The organism is Syntrophotaleaceae bacterium, assembly GCA_041390365.1.
Classification (GTDB): domain Bacteria; phylum Desulfobacterota; class Desulfuromonadia; order Desulfuromonadales; family Syntrophotaleaceae; genus JAWKQB01.
In genome coordinates, this window is sequence record JAWKQB010000001.1 from 658,222 (window position 1) to 678,064 (window position 19,843).

At 58.1% G+C, this 19,843-nt stretch carries 23 protein-coding genes; all 23 read right to left on the reverse strand.

Features of this window, described 5'->3' with window-relative positions:
- Positions 1–73 precede the first annotated feature (73 nt).
- Positions 74–1,519 carry a flagellin gene (locus tag R2940_03140; protein ID MEZ4598767.1) on the reverse strand — a complete coding sequence of 482 codons (1,446 nt, stop codon included), beginning with the start codon at positions 1,517–1,519 and terminating at the stop codon, positions 74–76.
- 340 nt (positions 1,520–1,859) lie between these two features.
- The gene (locus tag R2940_03145; protein ID MEZ4598768.1) at positions 1,860–2,321 is read right to left on the reverse strand and encodes a flagellar assembly protein FliW; all 462 of its coding nucleotides are present in this window, start codon (positions 2,319–2,321) and stop codon (positions 1,860–1,862) included.
- Positions 2,318–2,560, reverse strand: a complete 243-nt coding sequence (gene csrA, locus R2940_03150) for a carbon storage regulator CsrA (GenBank protein MEZ4598769.1) — start codon at positions 2,558–2,560, stop codon at positions 2,318–2,320. The genes R2940_03145 and csrA overlap by 4 nt, the downstream gene beginning before the upstream one ends.
- A 192-nt stretch (positions 2,561–2,752) precedes the next feature.
- Positions 2,753–3,649, reverse strand: coding sequence for a flagellar hook-associated protein FlgL (gene flgL, locus R2940_03155; protein ID MEZ4598770.1), 897 nt, complete (start codon positions 3,647–3,649; stop codon positions 2,753–2,755).
- Positions 3,650–3,655: 6 nt separating this feature from the next.
- Positions 3,656–5,035: a flagellar hook-associated protein FlgK gene (gene flgK / locus R2940_03160; GenBank protein ID MEZ4598771.1), complete on the reverse strand. Its 1,380-nt coding sequence runs from the start codon at positions 5,033–5,035 to the stop codon at positions 3,656–3,658.
- Between the two features lies 1 nt (position 5,036).
- On the reverse strand, positions 5,037–5,396 hold the full coding sequence (locus tag R2940_03165; GenBank protein ID MEZ4598772.1) for a hypothetical protein: 360 nt from the start codon (positions 5,394–5,396) through the stop codon (positions 5,037–5,039).
- 2 nt (positions 5,397–5,398) lie between these two features.
- Positions 5,399–5,692 carry a flagellar biosynthesis anti-sigma factor FlgM gene (gene flgM / locus R2940_03170; protein ID MEZ4598773.1) on the reverse strand — a complete coding sequence of 98 codons (294 nt, stop codon included), beginning with the start codon at positions 5,690–5,692 and terminating at the stop codon, positions 5,399–5,401.
- 265 nt (positions 5,693–5,957) lie between these two features.
- A complete protein-coding gene (locus tag R2940_03175; GenBank protein MEZ4598774.1) occupies positions 5,958–6,272 on the reverse strand; it encodes a rod-binding protein in 315 nt (104 codons plus the stop codon).
- A gap of 101 nt (positions 6,273–6,373) precedes the next feature.
- On the reverse strand, positions 6,374–7,480 hold the full coding sequence (locus R2940_03180) for a flagellar basal body P-ring protein FlgI (protein ID MEZ4598775.1): 1,107 nt from the start codon (positions 7,478–7,480) through the stop codon (positions 6,374–6,376).
- 170 nt (positions 7,481–7,650) lie between these two features.
- Positions 7,651–8,346 carry a flagellar basal body L-ring protein FlgH gene (locus tag R2940_03185; GenBank protein ID MEZ4598776.1) on the reverse strand — a complete coding sequence of 232 codons (696 nt, stop codon included), beginning with the start codon at positions 8,344–8,346 and terminating at the stop codon, positions 7,651–7,653.
- A gap of 1 nt (position 8,347) precedes the next feature.
- Positions 8,348–9,121, reverse strand: a complete 774-nt coding sequence (flgA, locus tag R2940_03190) for a flagellar basal body P-ring formation chaperone FlgA (GenBank protein ID MEZ4598777.1) — start codon at positions 9,119–9,121, stop codon at positions 8,348–8,350.
- 121 nt (positions 9,122–9,242) lie between these two features.
- Entirely contained in the window at positions 9,243–10,028 is a 786-nt protein-coding gene (flgG, locus tag R2940_03195; GenBank protein ID MEZ4598778.1) for a flagellar basal-body rod protein FlgG, read from the reverse strand.
- A 15-nt stretch (positions 10,029–10,043) separates the two neighbouring features.
- The gene (locus R2940_03200; GenBank protein ID MEZ4598779.1) at positions 10,044–10,775 is read right to left on the reverse strand and encodes a flagellar hook basal-body protein; all 732 of its coding nucleotides are present in this window, start codon (positions 10,773–10,775) and stop codon (positions 10,044–10,046) included.
- Between the two features lie 144 nt (positions 10,776–10,919).
- Complete coding sequence (locus R2940_03205; protein MEZ4598780.1) at positions 10,920–11,288, reverse strand: hypothetical protein; 369 nt, start codon at positions 11,286–11,288, stop codon at positions 10,920–10,922.
- Between the two features lie 4 nt (positions 11,289–11,292).
- Complete coding sequence (locus R2940_03210; GenBank protein ID MEZ4598781.1) at positions 11,293–12,042, reverse strand: FliA/WhiG family RNA polymerase sigma factor; 750 nt, start codon at positions 12,040–12,042, stop codon at positions 11,293–11,295.
- On the reverse strand, positions 12,039–12,950 hold the full coding sequence (locus R2940_03215) for a MinD/ParA family protein (GenBank protein ID MEZ4598782.1): 912 nt from the start codon (positions 12,948–12,950) through the stop codon (positions 12,039–12,041). The genes R2940_03210 and R2940_03215 overlap by 4 nt, the downstream gene beginning before the upstream one ends.
- Positions 12,947–14,236, reverse strand: coding sequence for a flagellar biosynthesis protein FlhF (gene flhF, locus R2940_03220; GenBank protein ID MEZ4598783.1), 1,290 nt, complete (start codon positions 14,234–14,236; stop codon positions 12,947–12,949). Before flhF ends, R2940_03215 begins: the two co-directional genes overlap by 4 nt.
- Complete coding sequence (flhA, locus tag R2940_03225; protein ID MEZ4598784.1) at positions 14,226–16,316, reverse strand: flagellar biosynthesis protein FlhA; 2,091 nt, start codon at positions 16,314–16,316, stop codon at positions 14,226–14,228. The genes flhF and flhA overlap by 11 nt, the downstream gene beginning before the upstream one ends.
- 83 nt (positions 16,317–16,399) lie before the next feature.
- Complete coding sequence (gene flhB, locus R2940_03230; protein ID MEZ4598785.1) at positions 16,400–17,452, reverse strand: flagellar biosynthesis protein FlhB; 1,053 nt, start codon at positions 17,450–17,452, stop codon at positions 16,400–16,402.
- Between the two features lie 112 nt (positions 17,453–17,564).
- Positions 17,565–18,353 carry a flagellar biosynthetic protein FliR gene (fliR, locus tag R2940_03235; GenBank protein ID MEZ4598786.1) on the reverse strand — a complete coding sequence of 263 codons (789 nt, stop codon included), beginning with the start codon at positions 18,351–18,353 and terminating at the stop codon, positions 17,565–17,567.
- Between the two features lie 8 nt (positions 18,354–18,361).
- Positions 18,362–18,631, reverse strand: coding sequence for a flagellar biosynthesis protein FliQ (gene fliQ / locus R2940_03240; protein ID MEZ4598787.1), 270 nt, complete (start codon positions 18,629–18,631; stop codon positions 18,362–18,364).
- 92 nt (positions 18,632–18,723) lie between these two features.
- A complete protein-coding gene (gene fliP / locus R2940_03245) occupies positions 18,724–19,461 on the reverse strand; it encodes a flagellar type III secretion system pore protein FliP (protein ID MEZ4598788.1) in 738 nt (245 codons plus the stop codon).
- Positions 19,458–19,841 carry a flagellar biosynthetic protein FliO gene (locus R2940_03250; protein ID MEZ4598789.1) on the reverse strand — a complete coding sequence of 128 codons (384 nt, stop codon included), beginning with the start codon at positions 19,839–19,841 and terminating at the stop codon, positions 19,458–19,460. Before R2940_03250 ends, fliP begins: the two co-directional genes overlap by 4 nt.
- Between the last annotated feature and the right edge of the window lie 2 nt (positions 19,842–19,843).

Below are 19,843 nucleotides of genomic sequence, written 5' to 3' on the forward strand. Positions count from 1 at the left end.
GTTGCCTCCTGTTAGCTCCTTGAGAAAGGGGGCCGGGAAACCCGGCCCCCCAGGTTGGATGACCGATCCGGCCTTAGCCGAGCAGCGACAGAGCCAGCTGCGGGGCCTGGTTGGCCTGGGCCAGAATGGAGACGCCGGCCTGCTGCAGAATGTTCTGCTTGGTCATGTTGGAGGTTTCCTGCGCGATGTCTGCATCCAGGATCCGGCTGCGGGCGGCGCTCAGGTTTTCAGCAACGTTGTTGAGGTTGGCGATGGTCGATTCGAAGCGGTTCTGCACGGCGCCGAGATCTCCGCGGGAGGAGTCGATCTGGGCAATGGCGCGGTCGATGTTGGTGATCGCGCTGTTCGCTCCGGACTGAGTGGAAATATCCACGTTGGTCATGGAGTTCGCAGTCGTTACATTGGTTGTTCCTGCGGTAAAGGTCATACCCGAACCAGCAGCCGTACCCTGATTGATAACGATTGCATTTTCACTGCTGAGAGTTACGGAGCCGACGATGACCTCATCTTGAACCGCCGTCAGGTCGAGACTGCCAAACAAGGCGTCGCCGTTACCATCTGCTTCCAGCTGGATATTACGGCCATCGCTAGCCGTAAGAACCATTTGGTTGGAAGAGTTCATTTCAGCGGTAACACCGGTTTGGTTTGACACAGCATTGATCGCATCAGTCAAAGCGCCGTTTGCATCGGCAGCCTGAACTGAAGCCAACATAATATCGACGCCGTTAATCGCGAATTCACCTGCTGCCAGGCCGTCTGCATCGAGGGAAACAGCACCCAAATTAACAGTTGTTGCGTTGGCTGTGGCGCTTACACCGGTCGTAGCAGAAAAGGCATTGATCCCTGCAGCAACCGAAGCTGCCGAGTTATCGGCGTCTGTGGTGGAAAGATTGTCATTTGAGGTGGTAATGACCTGATCGTTGATCGTCAGTACGCCTGAAATGTTGGTCAAGAGTCCGGATGCCGTACCAGGTGCAGTTATTCCAGTAGAGGATACTTCCGCGTTGGCACCCAGAGCATTGGCACGGGCATCGCTGATCGACAGAGAGATGGATTGGTCGGCATTGGCGCCAACATGGAACTTGGCGTCGGTCATGCTTCCATCGAGGAGTTTTTTACCGTTGAAGGTGGTGTTGTTGCCGATACGGTCCAGTTCCGAAATCAGCTGGTCAACTTCCGCCTGAAGAGATGCCCGGTCTTGATTGGTGTTGGTATCGTTGGCCGACTGTACGGCCAGTTCGCGCATGCGCTGCAGAATGTTGGTGCTTTCTCCCAGGGCGCCTTCAGCGGTCTGGGCCAGGGAGATGCCGTCGTTGGCGTTCCGGGCGGCCTGGTTGAGGCCGCGGATCTGCGAGGTCATGCGGTCGGAGATCGCCAGACCGGCGGCGTCGTCCTTGGCGCTGTTGATGCGCAGACCGGAAGAGAGGCGTTGCATCGATTTGCCCAAGGCACCCTGAGACTGGCCGAGGTTACGCTGAGCGTTGAGGGACATTACGTTAGTGTTGATGGTAATTGCCATGGTTTATTCCTCCGTGAATGATGGTTTGGCGGGCATCCTTGCCCTGGTTTTGGTTTTTGTTCTGTTTTTTGTTTGCCTGCCGGGAAGGTTCGGGTTGATTCACTCACCTCCTTCGACTGGATTTTCCCGGATTTGCTCTTTGACTCACTTTTCGACCTTCAAAACCGAAATCTTTAGGATTATTTTTCAATATTCATAGTCATAGGCTTTTCGAACGCAGATAACTGCGGATAGAGGCGGATATAGTTAAAATCTGAATGTTTCTTCTTTTGGATTCCGGTTTGCTTTTGAAATCATCTGCGTCCATCCGCTTTTATCTGCGTTCAATTTGCCTTTCAGGTTATTGGCCAGCCTTTTCTTCGGCCGCGGCCCGGGCTTCCTCGATAGTCGGCAGGGGGGTGCGGCTCTGGTATTTGGTGCCTTCCAGGATGACCTGCAGCGCCCGGTTGCTTTTCGGTGCGAACAGGATCGGCGCAGCCAGGTTGAGGGTGATCTTCCGGTCGGGAGGCACGGTCACCACGGTCAGGACGAAGCATTCCTCCGTCTCCTCGAGTCCCAATTTCACCCGCTCCCGCTGATCGGGAACCACCCGGTAATCGAGAAAGAAATTGGTCGGATCGGTGAGGATGAAGGCGATGTTCGGGTCCTCGACGCTCTGAATCCAGAACAGGGGACCTTCCTTCTCGTTGGGCATGACCACGAACCTGCGCAGATGCTCGAAACCGATGAGTCCTTCCGGGAAGGTCAGGAGGTTTTCGTCGCTGTATTCGATTTCGCCGAAGCGGCTCTGAATCTTCCTCATTTCGGTTCTTTCCTCCCGGCCAGGCTGCTGCTCAAATCGTTCAGATCTGCAAGGTTCCATTGGGTCGCCTCCTTGTTTTCCAGGCAAATACGGTCGTAAACTTCCTGCCGATAGATTTTTTTATCTGAAGGGGCCTCGATGCCGATACGGATGCCGCCGCCCTTCAGCTCGATTACGGTTATCTTGATGTCGTCGCCGATGACGATTCCTTCACCGGCTTTACGGGTGAGTACAAGCATGTTTGCCCTCCCTGGCGTTGGTTGGCGCCTTCATCCTAAGGCGTCTGGATTAAGTCTAAGAGGCAGATTGGACGCTGATTAACGCAGATAAACGCTGATAAGGCATAAAACTTGACCTAAATGCATTTTGGTTTTGATTGATCTGCGTATGCGAAGCATCAGATTTGATCTGCGTCCTATCCTGGTTTTGCTTTACAAGTAATTCAAAATTGACAACTCCGAAACCTTACCCGTCACATTCAGCGCCGCTTCGAAAGCCAGCTGCTGCTGATTGAGATTGGTGATCGTTTCGACGATGTCGACGTCTTCGTAGCGGGACAGCACTTCCTGCATGTCGATCTTGACGTTTTCCATGTGCAGTTGGGCGTTCTCAACCCGCTGGGCGATGTTGCCCATCTTGCTGCGCATGAGGCTGACCTGCTCCGATCCGGCCTTCAAATCGTCGAGGTGGCTCAGGGCCGCGGTCGGGTCATTGGAGGTGAGGCTGGTCTCGATCTGGCTCAGCAGGTCGAACAGGTTGATTCCGCCAGGTATTCCTGCCCCCTGGAACAGCCTGTCACCGGTCAGATTGGTTTGGATCTTTTCCCCGGGAGCAATCTCCAGCCTGATCTCATCGCTGGTACCGTCGTAGGTAAAGGGGTCGCTGGTGTCGGGGAAGGGAATTGTGTTTTCCTCGAACCCGGCGAAGATGTATTTGCCGTCGACCTGGGAGTTGGCCAGGGCATAGAGCTCTTCCCGGATATTGGCGATGTCGTTCGCGTAGCTCTGCAGGTCAGCGGCGCTCGCCGCGCCGTTACCGGCGGCGATGGTGGTTTCCTGGGCCCGGATAAGCAGGTTGCTCACCTGGTCGAGATGGGAATCCTGGATCTGCAGGCGGTCGGAGGCGGTGCCGAGGCTGCGCAGGTACCGGTCGCTCTGCTGGATCTGGCTGCGGGCGTTGAGGACCGGGCGAACGGCCGAGGGATCGTCGGAGGGTTTGTTGATCCGCTTGCCGGTGGCGGCGGACAGGCGCTGATCGAGCAGCCGGTCTTCCATCTTGTTGATCTGGTGTTGAAGGGCCCGGTAAACGGTCGCCTGGGTCGTTTTCATGGCTTATCACCTCTTGATGCTCATCAGGGTATCCATCATCTCGTCCACCGTGGAGAGGAGCTTGGCCGAGGCTTCGAAACCTTTTTGAAACTTGATCAGGTTGATCATCTCTTCTTCCAGGGAGACGCCGGCCACGCCGTCGCGCAGGTTCTGCAACTGGGTCATGGTGTCTTCGTTGGCGTTGCGGGCCAGTTCGTTCTGTCCGGATTCGACGCCCACCCGGGAAACGATCCGGGAGTAGGAGCCGACCAGGGTGTCGTTGCCGTCGACCACCTTGGCGCTGCCCAGTTCGGCTATCGCCTGGGCAATGGTGTTGTCTCCCGGCGCCGAAGACTGTCCGGCGGCGACTTCGTCAGGACTGGTCAGCAACACCGAAATCGCATTGGCGGAGCCCGCGACCGTACCCGGATCGTTGAAGAAATCGGCCCCCGTAACGCCGTTCAGAGCGGTGCCGTTTCGGTGTACATTATTCACTGCCTGAATCAAATCGTTTGCCAGTTTGTCAACCTTGCCTTCGAGTTCGGGGATCAACTGGTCGCGGATTTCGAGCAGCCCCTTGAATTCGCCGCCCAGGCGGGTGGTATCCACCGGTCTGGAAATGGTGCCGACAGTGACGTTGAGCTGCAGTTCGTTGGCGACGATCGATCCTTCCAGCGTAATGGCCTGGCCGTTCTGCACCAGGGGAAGGCCGTTCGGCAACTGGACGGAGACGACGCCGTCCTTGTTTTCAAGGCTCTTGGCTCCGATCGTTTTCGACAGGTCGGCGAGCAGCAGGTCCCTTTCATCCCGGAAGGAATTGGCCGATTGACCGACGCTTTCGATGGTCGCGATACGGTTGTTGAGGTCGGCGACCCGTTGCAGACTGTCGTTGATTCCCTCCAGCTTCGCGAGCAGGGTTTCATCGATGTTGCGCCTCACTGAATCGAGTCCCTCAATGGTGGAATGAAAGGCATCGGCCAGCAGGCCGCCCTGCTGAATGACCAGGTCGCGTTCGGTCTGGCCGCCCGGATTTGCCGCGAGTTCCTGCCAGGAGTCGAAGAAGTTGTCGATCTCGGTGCCCAGCCCGCCGTCGGAAATGTTGAAGAGACGTTCCAGTTCGGCCAGCGGCATCGTTTTGGCATCCTCTTCGCCATAGCTTGCGCTCTTGTCGCGGATCTCGCTGGTGAGAAAGGCATCGTGTTCCCGCTCGATGTTGTTGACCAGTACCCCCTGGCCGACGACAAAACCGCCAAAGGTCAGGGAAGGGTAGGTGCTGAGCGTGGCCTTCTGGCGGGAATAACCGGGGGTGTTGACGTTGGCAATGTTGTTACCGGAGATCTCGATGATCTTCTGGGTTGTCGAGAGACTGGTCTTGCCGGTGTTCAATGCCGTGGACAGGCCGCCCATATCAGATCCTCCCGGAGAGAAGACGACCGCCATGCTGCAGGCGGACGTCGTTGCCCTGGGCTCCGTAGGTGTTCGGTACGGTGCGCTGACCGTAGAAGGTCATCAGGTTGCGGACCCATTGCAGGGTCATGTAGAACAGGTAGGCGTTGCGCCGGTTTTCTTCCTTGACGGTTGCGGCCAGCCGGCGGGTCTCCTCGTCCTCGGGACGCTCGCCGATGGTGTCCAGGACCGTCAGCATGCGGCTTTTGATTTCACCGATGCGGGCCAGATTCTCCATGTCGAGAGCCTTGGCGTATTCCCGTTCCTGGATGATGACCTGCTGCAGGTCGATAAGCTGCTGGCGCAATGTCGATTCGGACATGATCATTTATTCCCGGCGATGAATTTGATCAGGCTGGCCGCGACCTTGCGGGTGTCGGGGCGATAGGTCCCTGCCTCGATCTGTTCCTTGAGAGCCTGAAGCTTTTCCGCCCTTTCGACATCGGCTGAAGGGGAAGCTTCCTTGGCCCGATTGACCTGCTGCAGCACATCGGAGAACTGGACTTTGTCGCTGCCGGCAGATTCGGTTTTACCGTCCGCATCCTTCACCCGGTTGGAAACGCGGGATTTGTCGATGGGGCCGATGCCGTTGTTGCCGTAAATTTTGTTGATAGTCATGGTCTTCACCTTGGGTTTTGTGGATTCCGTGGCCGCGGATATCCACCGTTGATTCGAATCAATGGCTGCTCTGCGAAATAATCGGCAGCACCAAATTGTGAGACGAGCTGGTTTTTTTAAGTGTTCTGATGTTTCTTACTCTACGTATCGACCGGGCAGAGGGAATAGTTTAGGAGTTTTTTTGCGGGAAGCGGGGCGAGGGAGGGGAATTGTTTGCTGGCGGCGTTCCGACCGATCCGTCAGATCGCCGCCAGCTGCGTCTTGTTTATTTTTCCAGTTTCTGCAGCTGTCTGAACAGCATCTCCCCGATCCCCACGCCTTCGGTGCGGGCCATCTGGGTGGCGACTTCCTGATCCATGAGATCGTTGAAGATCTCCTGGCCGTTGCTTTGTTCCACCAGCCCGTCATCGGGAACCGTGTCGCGCATGCTCTTGAGCATGGCCTTGAGCATCACCGCCTCAAAATCCTGACAGGCCCGGCGCAGGGCTTCGGGATTTTTCGAGGACTTTTCCTCTTCACCCTGTGTGCGGGGAGCGAGGGCCTGGCTGATGACGAATTTCGGATCGAAGCTGAGGTCCATGTTAGAATCCTGTGGCTCGTGGCTCGTGGCTCGTGGCTCGTTGCTGGGGATTTTGCTTTTACGAGCTACTAGCCACCAGCTACTAGCCACGCCTTTAGGTTTTACAAAACCACCAACTCCGCATGCAGCGCACCGGCGGCCTTGATCGCCTGGAAGATGGCGATAAGGTCGCGGGGGGTGGCGCCGATGGCGTTGAGGGCCTGGGCCACATCGCCGATGCTGACGCCCATCTGCAGCACGACCAGTTCGCCCCCCTCTTCGGTAGCGCTGATCTGGGTCTCCGGTACGACCACCGTCTGTCCCTCGGAGAATGGTGCAGGCTGGGATACCTGGGCCGACTCGCTGATGACCAGGTTCAGATTGCCGTGGGAAACGGCGACCGTCGCCAGTCGAACCCCTTCGCCCATGACGATGGTTCCGGTTTTTTCGTTGACCACGATGCGGGCGATGCTGTCCGGCTGGACGGGGAGGGCTTCGATGGCTGCAATGAATTCGATGGGCCGGCTCTGGTAGTTTGCGGGGATGGCGACCTCGAGGCTGCCGCTGTCCATGGGCTTTGCCAGGGCCGCCTTGAAATAATCGTTGATAACGGTGGTGATTCGGGAAACGGTGGTGAAGTCGGGGTCCCCCAACTGGTAGCGGAGGGTTTCACCGGCAGAGAACTGGAAAGCAACTTCCCGCTCTACCAGGGCACCGCCCGGGATGCGTCCTACGGTCGGGTGGTTTTTCTGCACCTTGGCCGCCTTGCCGCCGAAGGCCAGGGACCCCACCGTCAGCGCCCCCTGGGCGACGGCGTAGATCTGCCCATCGGGGCCCTTGAGGGGAGTCATCAGCAGGCTGCCCCCAGCCAGGCTGTCAGCGTCGCCGATGGAGGAAACCAATACGTCGATGGTGGAACCTGTTTTGGCGAAGGGGGGCAGGTCGGCCGTAACGATGACAGCCGCGACGTTCTCCACGGTGACCTCGCCGGGATTGACCGTTACGCCGAGGCGTTCCATCATGTTGACCAGCGACTGCACCGTGAACTGCGTACTGTCGCTGTCTCCGCTGCCGTTGAGCCCGACGACCAGGCCGTAACCGACCAGTTGGTTGTCGCGAACGCCCTCGAGGCGGGCGACGTCCTTGATGCGGGCGGCCGAGGTAACGTCGGGCAACAACAGCAGGGCCGAAAAAAGGAAAACCAGCCAACGGAGGTAAGATTTTGTCATGGTATTACCCTGAGAGTATATCAAGATCAAAAGCTTTCACCACAGGGCGAAGCGAAGGTGTGGCGAAAAGAACTCTGGGTGTCATTCCCGAAGCGATTTTGATCGGGAATCCAGCCCTTTCAGTGTTTACAATCATGGATGCCCGATAGAACAACTCGGGCATGACGGATTTAAAACGGCCAGACATTATCCAGAATCCGCACCATCCAGCCCGGTTTCTGCTTGTCGCTGATGACCCCTTTGCCTGTATAGGCAATTTTGGCATCGAGCACGTTCTTGGAGTTGACGATGTTCTGCGGCGAAATGTCGTTGGGGCGGACGATGCCGGTGAGAACGATGATCTGGTCCTCGTTGTTGACGGTGACCGTCTTGCCTCCCTCGATGCGCAGGTTGCCGTTGGGATAGACCTCCACCACCCGGGTCGTCAGGGTCGCAACCAGGTCCTCTCTGCGGCTGGTGCTGCCGGAGCCATTGAAATCGTTTTCGTAGCTGGTGCCGACCAGCTTTGAGGGGTCGATGGAACTGCTCAGTTTGGCGAGATTGTTTTCAAGGCCAAAGAAGTTGTCGATGCCGGCGTCCATCGAGCTGGAACGCCCGGTGGAGGTGGTCGCCTCGCGGCTGGCGCTGGCTTTTTCGAAGATGGCAACGGTCAGGATGTCGCCGACCTGGGTGGCTTTGACGTCGCCGAACAGGCTGCCTCGGCTCGTGGTCCAGAGGCTTCCGGGGGACTGGGGCGTTTCAACGACGATCGGAGGCGCGTTGTCGGACGGGAGCTGAGGACCGGTCATTGGGGGCAGGGTGGGCGCACATGCCGTCAATGATATCAAGGCTGCTGCAAATACCAGGATATGCGAGTATTGTTTCATTTCAGAACTCCACGCTCACCGCTTCGGGACCGGTGACCCGGCAAAGAATGTCCTTGTTGGACGTGGTGTTGCGGACCCGGATCATGTCCCCTTCCAGTCCATTCTGTTGGGCCAGACCCCGTGTGGTCACGACCAGGGCGCCCCGGCGGGCGGTCATGGTCACCATCTCGCCCCGCTTGACCAGGGGCGGAAACTCGATGGAAGCCCGCTCGAAGGCGTCGCCTGGCCGCAAGGAACGCTTCAGGCGCTTGCCGACCAGTTCGGCTGCATCGAAGCAGGGACTGCGCAGCTGATTGAGGTCGCGCTCCGCCATCTCGATATCTCCCGCTTCGATCAAGGCTCCCCGGCGCAGATCGCCGGCGGCGATGGCAACCTCCGCCATCGCCTCCAGAGTTCCGCTGACAGCCAAATTTTCAACGACTTCTCCATTAACACGCAGTATCAGATTGAAGCGTCGGCTGGGAAGGATTCGCGGATCGGAAGGGTTGATCTCACAGGTCAGCTTGCCAGCCGGTACGGAAAAAGGATCGGGCAGACGAAGCTCTTTGAAGCGGATTTCGGCGTCGGGCAGCTGATGCTTATGCTGCTCCAGGTATTCCTCCAGGAACCGGCGCAACTGATCCGGATGGACAAGGTTTTCGGCGGCCACGGCAGCGCCGACAGCGATGAAAAGCATCCATGCCGTCAGAAGCAGGGCGATCGGGGATATGCGGGGGAAAAAGTGCATCAATATAAATCCGTTCTGGTTACAACTTTTCAAGTTGGTACTATCCATGCCATGCCCCGGCATCGTTGTCGTTGTCGTAATCTGAATTAAAACTGCCAATTTCGATTACGACAACGACAACCGTTTCGCTTTCGCTTCACTGACAACGAGAGGCGAGCGCTGCAGTCTTTTACATCAGATTGTTGGTCATCTGCAGCATTTCGTCGGCGGTTTTGATTGCTTTGGAGTTGATCTCGTAGGCCCGCTGGCCGGCGATCATGTTGACCATCTCCTCCATGATGCTGACGTTGGACCCTTCCAAGAAACCCTGAGCCAGGACGCCGAAGCCGTTTTCACCGGGCAGGCCGCTGCTGGGCGCCCCCGTGGTCGGTGTTTCTGTGAACAGGTTGTGACCGATGGCCTTGAGCCCGGCCGGGTTGGAGAACCGGGTCAGTTCGATGGTGCCGACCTGGGTGGGTTCGCTTTCACCATCCAGATAGACTTCCACCACACCGGACTGGCCGATGGAGATGTCGGTGGCGTTTTCCGGGATGATGATTTCCGGAAAGAGGGGAAGCCCGTTGGAGGTGACCAGCCGGCCGGTGCCGTCCTTCTTGAAAGCGCCGGCGCGGGTATAGGCCGCTTCGCCGTTGGGTTGGGTCACCTGGAAGAAGCCGGACCCTTCGATGGCGATATCGAGATCGTTTCCTGTCTGCTGGATGTCTCCGGTAGTGAAGATTTTCTGTACGGCGGCAACCCTGGAACCGAGGCCGATCTGCACTCCCGTGGGAAGTTCTACGCCTTCTCCGGAGGAGGCGCCGGCGACCTTGACGGTCTGATACAGGATGTCCTGGAAATCCGCCCGGCTTTTCTTGAAACCGGCGCTGTTGACGTTCGCCAGGTTGTTGGCGATGACGTCCATGTTGGTCTGCTGGGTTTCCATGCCGGTTGCGGCGGTCCACAAAGCCCTGATCATGAATTTGTCTCCTTATCAGATCCGGCCCAGTTCAATGGCCTTGTTGTCGAGAGTAGTGAAATTTTTCAGCGCCTTCTGGCAGGCTTCGAAGGCCCGCGTCGCTTCGATCATTCTGCCCATTTCCTGCATCATGTTGACATTCGAATCTTCGATCTGTCCCTGGATGATCTGAGGGTCGGTGACCAGTTCCTCGAATTCCTTGATGTCCTCTTCGCCGACGGTGAACAGCCCGCCGCCCTTGCGTTCGACGACTGAATCATCGCTGAAGGCATAAATGGGCAGTTTAATGGCTTCTCCGCCTTCGATCTGAATATTGCCCCGTTCATCAATAACGACATCCGGGGAAGTCAGAACGATCGGTTTGCCGTTGTCGCCGAGCACCTGCATACCCAGAGCGGTGGTCAGAATTCCGCCGTCCAGGTGAAAATTTCCCTGCCGTGTGTAGAAAATGTTTCCCTCAATGTCCCGAACCTTGAAAAACCCTTCACCGTCGATGGCCACATGGGTAGGAACTTCGGTCCTTGTGAAAGGACCCTGGGAGTGATCGGTAAAGCCTTCCTTGATGTCGGTCAGAGAGAAGATGCCGTCGCCCCGCACGGCCATGGCATCGGCGAGTTGCGCCTCGAATGCCACCTGGGATTTTTTGAAACCGACCGTCTTGCTGTTGGCCAGGTTGTCGCTGATGGAGTCCATCATCTTCAGTCGCGTCATTGCGCCGGAGAGGGCGCTGTATTTTCCGCTGCTCATGTTTTATCCTCTGGCAGAAGTTTCTTTATGAGCATCTTTTCGACCGCTTTGGAGCTATTCTTTAGGGCCAAAATGGTTGCTCGTAGCTGGTAGCTAGTGGCTAGTGGCTAGCAAACCCGACAACCAAGACTTAGCAACGAGCAATTAACCCCCGCCCTTCGCCTTTCTCAACGCAATCAACTGCTGGACCTCCGCAAGAGGCAGCTGCAGCAGCTCGGCGATTCGTTCCGCATTGGCGCCCTGTTCGGCAAGAGCAGACGCATAGCGGTATTTTTCGGGGGTTCGGCGCCAGTTGGAGCTGCTTTCCAGGCGGCTTTTAAGGGTGGCTTCCAATAACGAAGACTGGAACTCCCCCTGCCGGGTCTGTGCTTTTTCGCCGCCCGCCCGGTCCTGGCTGTCTTTCTGCAATGTCCTGCGCAGCTTGCGGATCTGCAGGAACTGCAGGGCGATAATCATGCAGGCCGCCAGCAGGGCCAGGATGAGCAGGAGAAGTCGCGGGTCCGAAAAGGTCATGGCGTCAGCGCGCTGTTTTCTGTGCGCGCCCAATGTGGGTTTTGAGTTTTACCAGGGCCTGACTGTGCAGTTGGGAGACCCGGCCCTCGGACAGTTCGAGGACCTCGGAGATCTCCTTCTGTGAAAGCTCTTCGTAGTAATACAGGGTAATAACCAGGCGCTCCTTTTCCGAAAGGCGATCGATGTGTTCGGCGAGCTGCCTGGTCAGTTCGTGGTTCTCCAGAATGGCGTCGGCGTTTTTGGCTGTGTCGTCGGCCAGATTGTCGAGCAGGCTGGGCCCGTCCTCCGAATCGTCGATGCTTTCATTCAGGCTGACGCAGCCGAGATGGCTGATGTCCTGGAGCACCTGGCGATATTCTTCCAGATCCATGTCGAGATGGCTGGCGATCTCCTTTTCGTCCGGGAACCGGCTCAGGGTCTGCTCCAGGTCACTGATGGCGGACTGGACCAAAGACTGTTTCCTGCGCATGGTGCGGGAGAACCAGTCCATGCGGCGCACCTCGTCAAGTACCGCACCCCGCATCCGTTTTTCGGCAAAGGTTTTGAAGGTGACTCCGAGAGAGGGGTCGAACCGGCTGGCGGCGTCCACCAGCCCCAGCATTGCGGCGCTGGAAATATCTTCCTTGGTCATGAACTGGGGCACCTGGGATACCATCCGCTCGGTCAGGAAGCCGACCATGTGCAGATGACTCTTGATCAGGATATCCTTGTGGTCCTGTCCCGGTGGGCGGAAGTAGCCGGGTAATCCCGTCATGGCGCGACCTCGGTGTTGATGGAGAGCATCTGCTTCCAGAAAAACTGGATGGTTCCCTTGACCCGTGACGGTTCAGGCAGGGCAGCCAGGGATTGGGCAAAGCCGGTAAAGGCACCGCTGACCTTGCTGCCCGGATACAGTTCCAGCATCGGCTGCTGGCGCCGGATCGATTCGCTCAGGCGCTTGTCGAAGGGGATGCACCCCAAATAATCGATGGAGATGGACAGATATCGATTGGCTACGGTCGTCAGCTTCTGGTAGACGTCCAACCCTTCTTCCATATTGGCCACCGAATTCACGATCAGGCAGAAATTTTTCTGATGGTAGCGGGTCGAGAGCAGTTTCATCAGGGCATAGGCATCGGTAATGGCCGTTGGGTCGGGGGTGGTCACCATGAGGATGTCCTGCGCCGCCACGCTGAAGTAGGTAACGTTTTCGGAAATACCTGCTTCGGTATCGATGAGCACCATGTCGAACAGGCCGTGCAGCAGGTCGAGTTCCTCCATGAAACGGAGCTGCTGACTGCTGTCCAGATGAGTAAACTGCTGGATTCCGGAGCCTGCCGGCAGAATGCGGACGCCATGGGGACCTTCGACCATGATTTCGTCGAGGTGACGTTCTCCCTTGAAAAAATGGTTCAGGTTGTAGCGGGGCGTCAGGCCGAAAACCACATCGATATTGGCCAGACCCAGGTCCGCATCGATGATCAGAACCTTTTTGCCCAATTTGGCCAGAGCGATGGCGACGTTGGCGGTGACCGCCGTTTTTCCTACGCCCCCCTTGCCGCTGGTGATAGTGAAGACCCGGGGGGGAGCCGGCGCCAATTTCCCTGCGCTGCCAGACTCGATCTGATTCTTCAGGGCGCGCAGGGTTTCTGCCTGATCGGCATGTTCGCGAATCATGCTCATAAACTTTTCTCTTCGGTTTGATTGGTGATGAAACCGGCCAGGGCCTCGGGTTCGGCCACGACCAGATCCTCCGGAACTCTCTGGCCATTGGTCAGATAGCTGATCGGCAGATTCTGCCGCAGGGGCACGTTGAAGAGCGAACCCCGCTGATCGCATTCGTCCAGTTTGGTGAACACCAGGCTGTGCAAGGGCAGCTTGCCAAACCGGCTCACCGTTTCCTGCAGTTCCCGATCCCGCGTGGGAGCCGCCAGGACCAGATGGTTTTCGGTGCCGGCCTGAGGGCCGAGGAAGCGGCACAGCTCCTCGATGCTCGGCACGTCGCGAGGGCTGCGGCCTGCGGTGTCGATCAGTATCAGGTCCTTGTCCTGGTGGCGGGCAAAGGCTTCCTGCAATTGATCGGGAGTCAGTACCACCTCCACCGGCAGGTTCATGATCTCGCCGTAGACCTTCAACTGCTCGACGGCGGCGATACGATAGGTGTCGATGGTGACCAAAGCGATCCGCGTTCCGCCGTTAAGCAGGTAGTTGGCGGCCAGTTTGGCGACCGTGGTGGTTTTTCCCACCCCGGTGGGACCGATCAGGGCAACACGCCGCTGCCGGCCGCGATCAGCATGTACAGGCTCGGTCACCCGGATCAAGTCCTGAACCGTCTGTTTGAAAAATTCCCGGAGCCGCTGGGGGTTCTGCAGCTGCTGCGGGGACAGGTTTTCCCAGGCGAGCTGCTCGATCGCTTCGACGGCGTCGCTCTCGATGCCGTACTCCGCCAGCGCTTCCCGGAGCAGCGACATTTCCATGACCTGACCCCGACGATCGGGGGCGGGGGCAGGCATCGCCGACCGCATGGGCAGAGCCGGTTGAGCGGGAGCGGGGCGGGCGCCTGCGTCTGCCATCTGCCGGACCAGGGTTTTCAATTCGTCGATTTCCCGGCGTACCGTATTCATGTCCTGGTCGGCCAGCCGGCTTTTCAGCACACGAATCTCGTCCTCCAGCGGGTCCACCACCTTGCGCTGTTTCCAGATGTCCTGGTAGCTGATAAGGGGTTCCTCCTCTTCCGCTGTCACGGGAAAGACCGGCTGATTCAGTTTCTTCTGCTTATGGTCGTGAGCTGCGGGAGCACCGGCCGGGTCGTCGATGGCAGCGGTCACCTCGTACAGAGGTTTACGAAAAACCCCCATGCCTTTGCGCACCGTTCGGGTGGAAAGGATCAGTGCATCGGATCCGAGGGTTTCCTTGACCTTCTTCAGGGCCGAGGGCATGTCTTCCGATTCGAAAACTTTAACGAGCATCGATACTCACCGTTCCAATGGACCGCACCTTGAGGTGCGGAGCGATTTCGTTGTGCGACAGAACGGCGAGATTGGAGAGGTACCGTTCGGTCAACCGTTTGACATGAGGACGAATTGTTGGCGAGCAGAGCAGGACCGGATTCGTCCCGCCATCCATCTTCTGCATGGCCTCGCTCAGTTTCTCCAGAAAAGCCTGGGCGGTCGCCGGATCGAGGGCCAGATAGCTGCCTTCCTTGGTACGATGCAGTGAATCCAGAATCTTTTCCTCAAGGGTATGGTCGAGGGTCAGCAGGGGCAGCAGCTGGTCGTCGACGGCATAGCGACCGCTGATGGAGCGGGCCAGGGCCTGTCGAACCTGTTCGGTCAAAAGTTCCGGATCGGAAGTGCTCGGGCCCCAGTCCGCCAGAGTTTCGAGGATGCTTCGCAGATCCCGGATAGACACCTGTTCGCGCAAGAGATTTTGCAGTACCCGCATGATCATTCCCAGTGAGAGGATGTTCGGTGTCAACTCTTCCACCAGCTTCGGATAGGTCTTACCGAAGTTGTTTAGCAAGTTCTGTACCTCTTGGCGGCCGATCAGCTCATGAGCGTGACGTTTAATGATTTCGCTGATGTGAGTGGTGATGACCGTGGTGCCGTCAACCACCGTGTAACCTGCGATCTGGGCCCGCTCCTTCTTGTCTTCGGAAATCCAGGTAGCGGGCAGACCGAAGGCCGGTTCGGTGGTGACGATCCCTTTCAGGGGTTCGGTGGCCAGACCGGGGTTCATGGCCAGGTAGTGGCCGGGGAGAATTTCTCCGCCGGCGATGGCGATCCCCTTGAGGAGAATAGAATATTCGTTCGGTTTGAGCTGCAGGTTGTCCTTGATGTGCACCGGCGGCACGATAAAACCCATGTCGAGGGCGAACTGCTTGCGGATCGAGCGGATCCGGGACAGCAGTTCTCCGTTCTGGGCGGCGTCCACCAGGGGGATCAGTCCATAGCCGACCTCCAGTTCGAGGAGGTCGACATTGAGCATCTCCTCGTACTTTTCTTCCCGTGGGACCAGTTCATCCGGGACCTTGGCGGCGGCATCCGCAATTTGCTGCTCGTCCTTCTGGGCTTTCTGCACTTTATAGGCGATAAAACCAAGAGCGGCGGCGAGGACCAAAAAGGGCAGGGTGGGCAAGCCCGGAATCAGGGCGAACCCGAACAGGATGCCGGACACCACCCAGAGGGCCCGGGGGTGCACGGTAAACTGGGACTTGAGTTCGGCACCGAAATCCTTGGCCCCGGAGGTACGGGTAACCAGAATACCGGCGGCGGTGGAGATGATGAGCGCCGGAATCTGACCCACCAGACCGTCTCCGACAGTCAGTATGGTATAGGTCTGAGCGGCTTCGACGGCCGGCATTCCCTGCTGCATGACGCCGATGACAAAGCCGGCGCCGATGTTGATCAAGGTGATGATGATGCCGGCGATGGCATCCCCCTTGACGAACTTGCTGGCACCGTCCATGGCGCCATAGAAGTTGGATTCGGAGGCGATCTCCTGGCGGCGTTGACGGGCTTCCTCGTCATTGATCAGGCCGGCGTTCAGGTCGGCATCGATGGCCATCTGCTTGCCGGGCATGGCATCCAGGGTGAAACGGGCCGCGACCTCTGCCACCCGGCCGGCGCCCTTGGTGATGACCATGAAGTTGATGACCACCAGAATGACGAAAATGACGATCCCCACCACGTAGTTGCCGCCGACCACGAATTGGCCGAAGGATTGGATCACCGAACCGGCCGCACCAGGCCCCTCGTTGCCGTTAAGCAGGATCAGGCGGGTGGACGCCACGTTGAGTGAGAGGCGGAACAGGGTCGTCGCCAGCAGCAAAGCCGGAAAAATGGCAAAATCGAGGGCCCGCAGGGTGTAGAGCGAGATGATCAGGATCAGCAGAGATAAGGTGATGTTCAGGGAGAGGCAGATGTCGAGCAGGAACGAGGGCAGGGGGATGATCATCACCAGCAGGATGGCCACCAACCCCACCGCGACCATGACATCGCTGCGCAGCAGACTCTCTCTCCAGTTGTTGGGTAGGACGTTTGCTAACATCTGTTAACTCCTGTAAAGCTTTTAAAGGCGTTGCTGGTTGCTGGTTGCTGGTTTTGCCAGCCCCTTACCCCTAGCCCCGCCTTTCAACGGCGTAAGCCGTATACATAAGCCAGTATCTCCGCCACCGCCTTGAACCACTCCTCCGGCACCTGCTTGCCGAGATCGACCTTGTACAGGGCCCGGGCCACCGGCTTGTTTTCCACTAGGGGCACATTGTTCTCCCGGGCGATCTCCCGGATCCGCATGGCGACATTGTCGGCGCCCTTGGCCACCACCTGGGGGGCATCCATGCGGCTGCGGTCGTATAGCAGGGCCACCGAGTAGTGGGTCGGGTTGGTGATGACGACATCCGCTTTGGGCACTTCCGCCATCATCCGCCGCCGGGCCATCTGCTGCTGCAGTGAGCGGATCCGCGACTTGATGTGGGGATCCCCTTCGACCTCCTTGAACTCTTCCTTCTGCTCCTGCTTGGTCATTTTCATTTTCTGTTCCATCTCCCAGCGAACATACAGGAAATCGATCAGACCGAGCAGGATCAGGATGGCACAGCTTTTGAGCAGCACTGTCAAAGAAATCTGGCCCAATGTCCGGACGGTTTCGATGACGTCCTTGTCAACCAGATGCAGAGCCTGGTCGAAATCATTGGCCACCACCCTGTAGGCGACAGTTCCGACCAGCAGCACTTTGGCCAGGGATTTGATCAATTCCACCAGAGAGCGTTTTGATACAAAACGGGCGGCTCCGGTGACGGGATTCATTTTGCTGAAGTCGGGCTGCAAAGGCTTTGTGGTGAACAGCCAGCCGATCTGCAGAAAGCTGGAAAAAAAACCGACCAGCAACACCACCAGCAGAAGCGGCGCCAGCAGCAGGGCGATTTGCATCGCCGTCTGAATCAGCAGCGAGACGACGGCGGCCGAAGTGACCTCTGCTGTGGCTGCAGACCGCCACATCTGCGCCAGCCAGACGGAAAGCCGGCGCCAGAACAGCGGGGCGTAAAAATACCAGAGCAGGAGGGTTGCGCAAAGCAGGGCGGCCGTTTGCACCTCCTTGCTCTGAGCTACCTGCCCCTTTTCGCGATAGTCCTGGCGTCTTTTTTCTGACGCTTGTTCTGTGCGTTCCTGATCGGTGTCGGCCATGTAAAGTCGGTTGCTAGTTGCTGGTTGTTAGTTGCTGGTTGCTGGTTGTGCGGGTTTTGGTATCCACGAGCTACGAGCTACGAGCTACGAGCTACGAGCTACGAGCTACGAGCTACGAGCCGCGGGCGACAAGCTCCAAAAGATGCATCAGCCGCTCCGGCAAAGCGGCAAATTCCCGGCTCAGAAGCCCGGCCACCATGTGGAATGTCAAACCGATGACCAGAAGTGCCAAGCCGATGTTCAGCGGGAAGCTCAGCAGGAAAACGTTCAGCTGGGGGAATATGCGCGCCATGATGCCGAGGACCAGCCCCGACAGCAGCAGGAGGACGAGAATCGGAGCGCTGAAGCGCACTGCCAGGCTGAACATGCGGCCTGTCATTTCCATGAGAAAAGGGACCGCTCCTGCAGAAAGATCGAATTGACCGGGCGGCAACAGCCGGTAGGAGGACGCCATGACCCGGAAAAACAGATGGTGGACGTCCAGTGCCAGGAAGATCAGGATGGCGAAAACGTTCTGGAACTGGGACATCAGGGACAGCTGATGCTGATTCTGCGGATCGTAGATGTTGGCGGCAGCGAACCCCATCTGGTAGCCGATAATGTCGCCGCCGAACTCCACCGCGGTAAAGATCAGGCGGGCCATGATCCCGATCATGACCCCCAATAGAGCTTCCTGGCCGATCAGAATGGCAAGGCTGACAGGGGTGAAACTGTGGTCCGGGATATAGGGGGCCGCCACCGGATAGGTGATCAGGGCCAGAATCAGGGCCAACCCGGCCCGCAGGGTGGCAGGTGTCTGCCCTCCGCTGATGATGGGAATGCTTCCGATCAGTGCTCCCGTGCGGGCGGCGCAGATCAGAAAGCTTTCGACGGTGGTCAGGGGCAGGACAGGGATCTGCACGATAAACCTCAGCTGCCGACTGTTGCGATATTCTGCAGGATCTGGCTGGTAAAGCTCAGCATGACCTTGATCATCCAGGGAGCGAAGATCAGCAGAGCGACAAACACCGCCACGATTTTCGGGATGAAAGTCATTGTCTGCTCGTTGATCTGGGTGGCTGCCTGAAAAATGCTGATCACCAGACCGACCACAAGACCCGCCAGCAGCATTGGCGCCGAGAGCAGCAAAATGGTTTCGACCGCCTGACGGCCGATATCGCAGACATATTCCGGAGTCATTTTTTTACCTCAAGGGGCTGGTTGTTCGTAGCTCGTTGCTCGTATCTTGTAGCTTGAGGTTTAACCAGCCACGAGCCAATAGCCACGCGCTCCTAATAAAAACTCTGCACCAGCGAGCCGACCACCAGGTTCCAGCCGTCCACCAGCACGAACAGCAGCAGCTTGAAGGGCAGAGAGATGATGACCGGGGGCAGCATCATCATGCCCATCGACATCAGAACCGAGGCCACCACCATGTCGATGACCAGAAAGGGCACATAGACCATGAAGCCGATCTGGAAGGCACGTTTCAGCTCCGAAAGCATGAAGGCCGGGATCAGGGTCATGGTCGGTACGTCGTCCCGATTGTCCGGAACTTCGTTTCCGGCGATCTCCATCAGCAGGCTCAGCTCCTTTTCCTTGGTCTGGCTGAACATGAATTCACGCATCGGCTTCACCGCTTTTTCCAGGGCGGCTTCCTGCCCGATCTCCTTCTTGAAGTAGGGCTGCAGAGCCTGCTCGTTCACCTGGTTGAAGACAGGGGCCATGATGAAAAAGGTCAGAAAGAGTGCCAGTCCGATGATGATCTGGTTGGGCGGCATCTGCTGGGTACCCATGGCCTGGCGGACGAAGGACAGCACCACCACCAGGCGTATGAAGGCGGTGGTCATCAGCAGGATCGCCGGGGCCATGGTCAGGACGGTGAGCACCAGCAGAATCTGCAGAGCGGTCGACATTTGGGCCGGGTCGGCGGTCTGGCCGATCCCCACGGTGAGGGTCGGCAGCCCCTCCGCCCAGGTCATGGCGGGAAAGAGGATCGGCAGCAGGGAAAAAGCGAACAGTTTTTTCATGACCGGGACTCCCTGATGCCGGCCTGCAGCTGCGCCTCGAATTCTCCCCGGGTTGCTTCGCCCAGATCCTTGAGCATTTCGATGCGGTCGGCGCCGATGCCGAGCAGCAGTTCCCGTCCCCGCACTTCCACCAGACACAGGCTTTTCTTGGGGCCCAGAGGGCGCATTTCGCGGACCTGGATGAGACTGCCTTTCGCCTTGGGCAGCCAGGCCAGTCCCCGTCGGCTGAGTGCATAGAGCAGCAGCAGAAAGCCGACCACCAGCAGCAGGCCGGCCAGCAGGCGGAGGCTGCTTCCGAGCAGACCGGGGGAGGCCATTTCCGCCGAGGGGGCGGCTTGGGCAATGGCCGGGATCAGGAGCAGGGCGGTGATGATTCTCATGC

Coding starts and splice junctions, on each gene's coding strand:
- R2940_03210 (MEZ4598781.1), bottom strand. CDS start 12,042: ATGACGGGATTACCCGGCTACTTCCGCCCACCGGGACAGGACCACAAG.
- R2940_03165 (MEZ4598772.1), bottom strand. CDS start 5,396: ATGTCCGAATCGACATTGCGCCAGCAGCTTATCGACCTGCAGCAGGTC.
- flgK (MEZ4598771.1), bottom strand. CDS start 5,035: ATGGGCGGCCTGTCCACGGCATTGAACACCGGCAAGACCAGTCTCTCG.
- fliQ (MEZ4598787.1), bottom strand. CDS start 18,631: ATGACTCCGGAATATGTCTGCGATATCGGCCGTCAGGCGGTCGAAACC.
- R2940_03145 (MEZ4598768.1), bottom strand. CDS start 2,321: ATGAGGAAGATTCAGAGCCGCTTCGGCGAAATCGAATACAGCGACGAA.
- flhF (MEZ4598783.1), bottom strand. CDS start 14,236: ATGCTCGTTAAAGTTTTCGAATCGGAAGACATGCCCTCGGCCCTGAAG.
- R2940_03215 (MEZ4598782.1), bottom strand. CDS start 12,950: ATGAGCATGATTCGCGAACATGCCGATCAGGCAGAAACCCTGCGCGCC.
- flgM (MEZ4598773.1), bottom strand. CDS start 5,692: ATGACTATCAACAAAATTTACGGCAACAACGGCATCGGCCCCATCGAC.
- flgG (MEZ4598778.1), bottom strand. CDS start 10,028: ATGATCAGGGCTTTGTGGACCGCCGCAACCGGCATGGAAACCCAGCAG.
- R2940_03205 (MEZ4598780.1), bottom strand. CDS start 11,288: ATGACCTTTTCGGACCCGCGACTTCTCCTGCTCATCCTGGCCCTGCTG.
- flhB (MEZ4598785.1), bottom strand. CDS start 17,452: ATGGCCGACACCGATCAGGAACGCACAGAACAAGCGTCAGAAAAAAGA.
- flgA (MEZ4598777.1), bottom strand. CDS start 9,121: ATGGATAGTACCAACTTGAAAAGTTGTAACCAGAACGGATTTATATTG.
- R2940_03140 (MEZ4598767.1), bottom strand. CDS start 1,519: ATGGCAATTACCATCAACACTAACGTAATGTCCCTCAACGCTCAGCGT.
- csrA (MEZ4598769.1), bottom strand. CDS start 2,560: ATGCTTGTACTCACCCGTAAAGCCGGTGAAGGAATCGTCATCGGCGAC.
- flhA (MEZ4598784.1), bottom strand. CDS start 16,316: ATGTTAGCAAACGTCCTACCCAACAACTGGAGAGAGAGTCTGCTGCGC.
- R2940_03250 (MEZ4598789.1), bottom strand. CDS start 19,841: ATGAGAATCATCACCGCCCTGCTCCTGATCCCGGCCATTGCCCAAGCC.
- R2940_03185 (MEZ4598776.1), bottom strand. CDS start 8,346: ATGAAACAATACTCGCATATCCTGGTATTTGCAGCAGCCTTGATATCA.
- fliP (MEZ4598788.1), bottom strand. CDS start 19,461: ATGAAAAAACTGTTCGCTTTTTCCCTGCTGCCGATCCTCTTTCCCGCC.
- R2940_03175 (MEZ4598774.1), bottom strand. CDS start 6,272: ATGGACCTCAGCTTCGATCCGAAATTCGTCATCAGCCAGGCCCTCGCT.
- flgL (MEZ4598770.1), bottom strand. CDS start 3,649: ATGAAAACGACCCAGGCGACCGTTTACCGGGCCCTTCAACACCAGATC.
- R2940_03200 (MEZ4598779.1), bottom strand. CDS start 10,775: ATGAGCAGCGGAAAATACAGCGCCCTCTCCGGCGCAATGACGCGACTG.
- R2940_03180 (MEZ4598775.1), bottom strand. CDS start 7,480: ATGACAAAATCTTACCTCCGTTGGCTGGTTTTCCTTTTTTCGGCCCTG.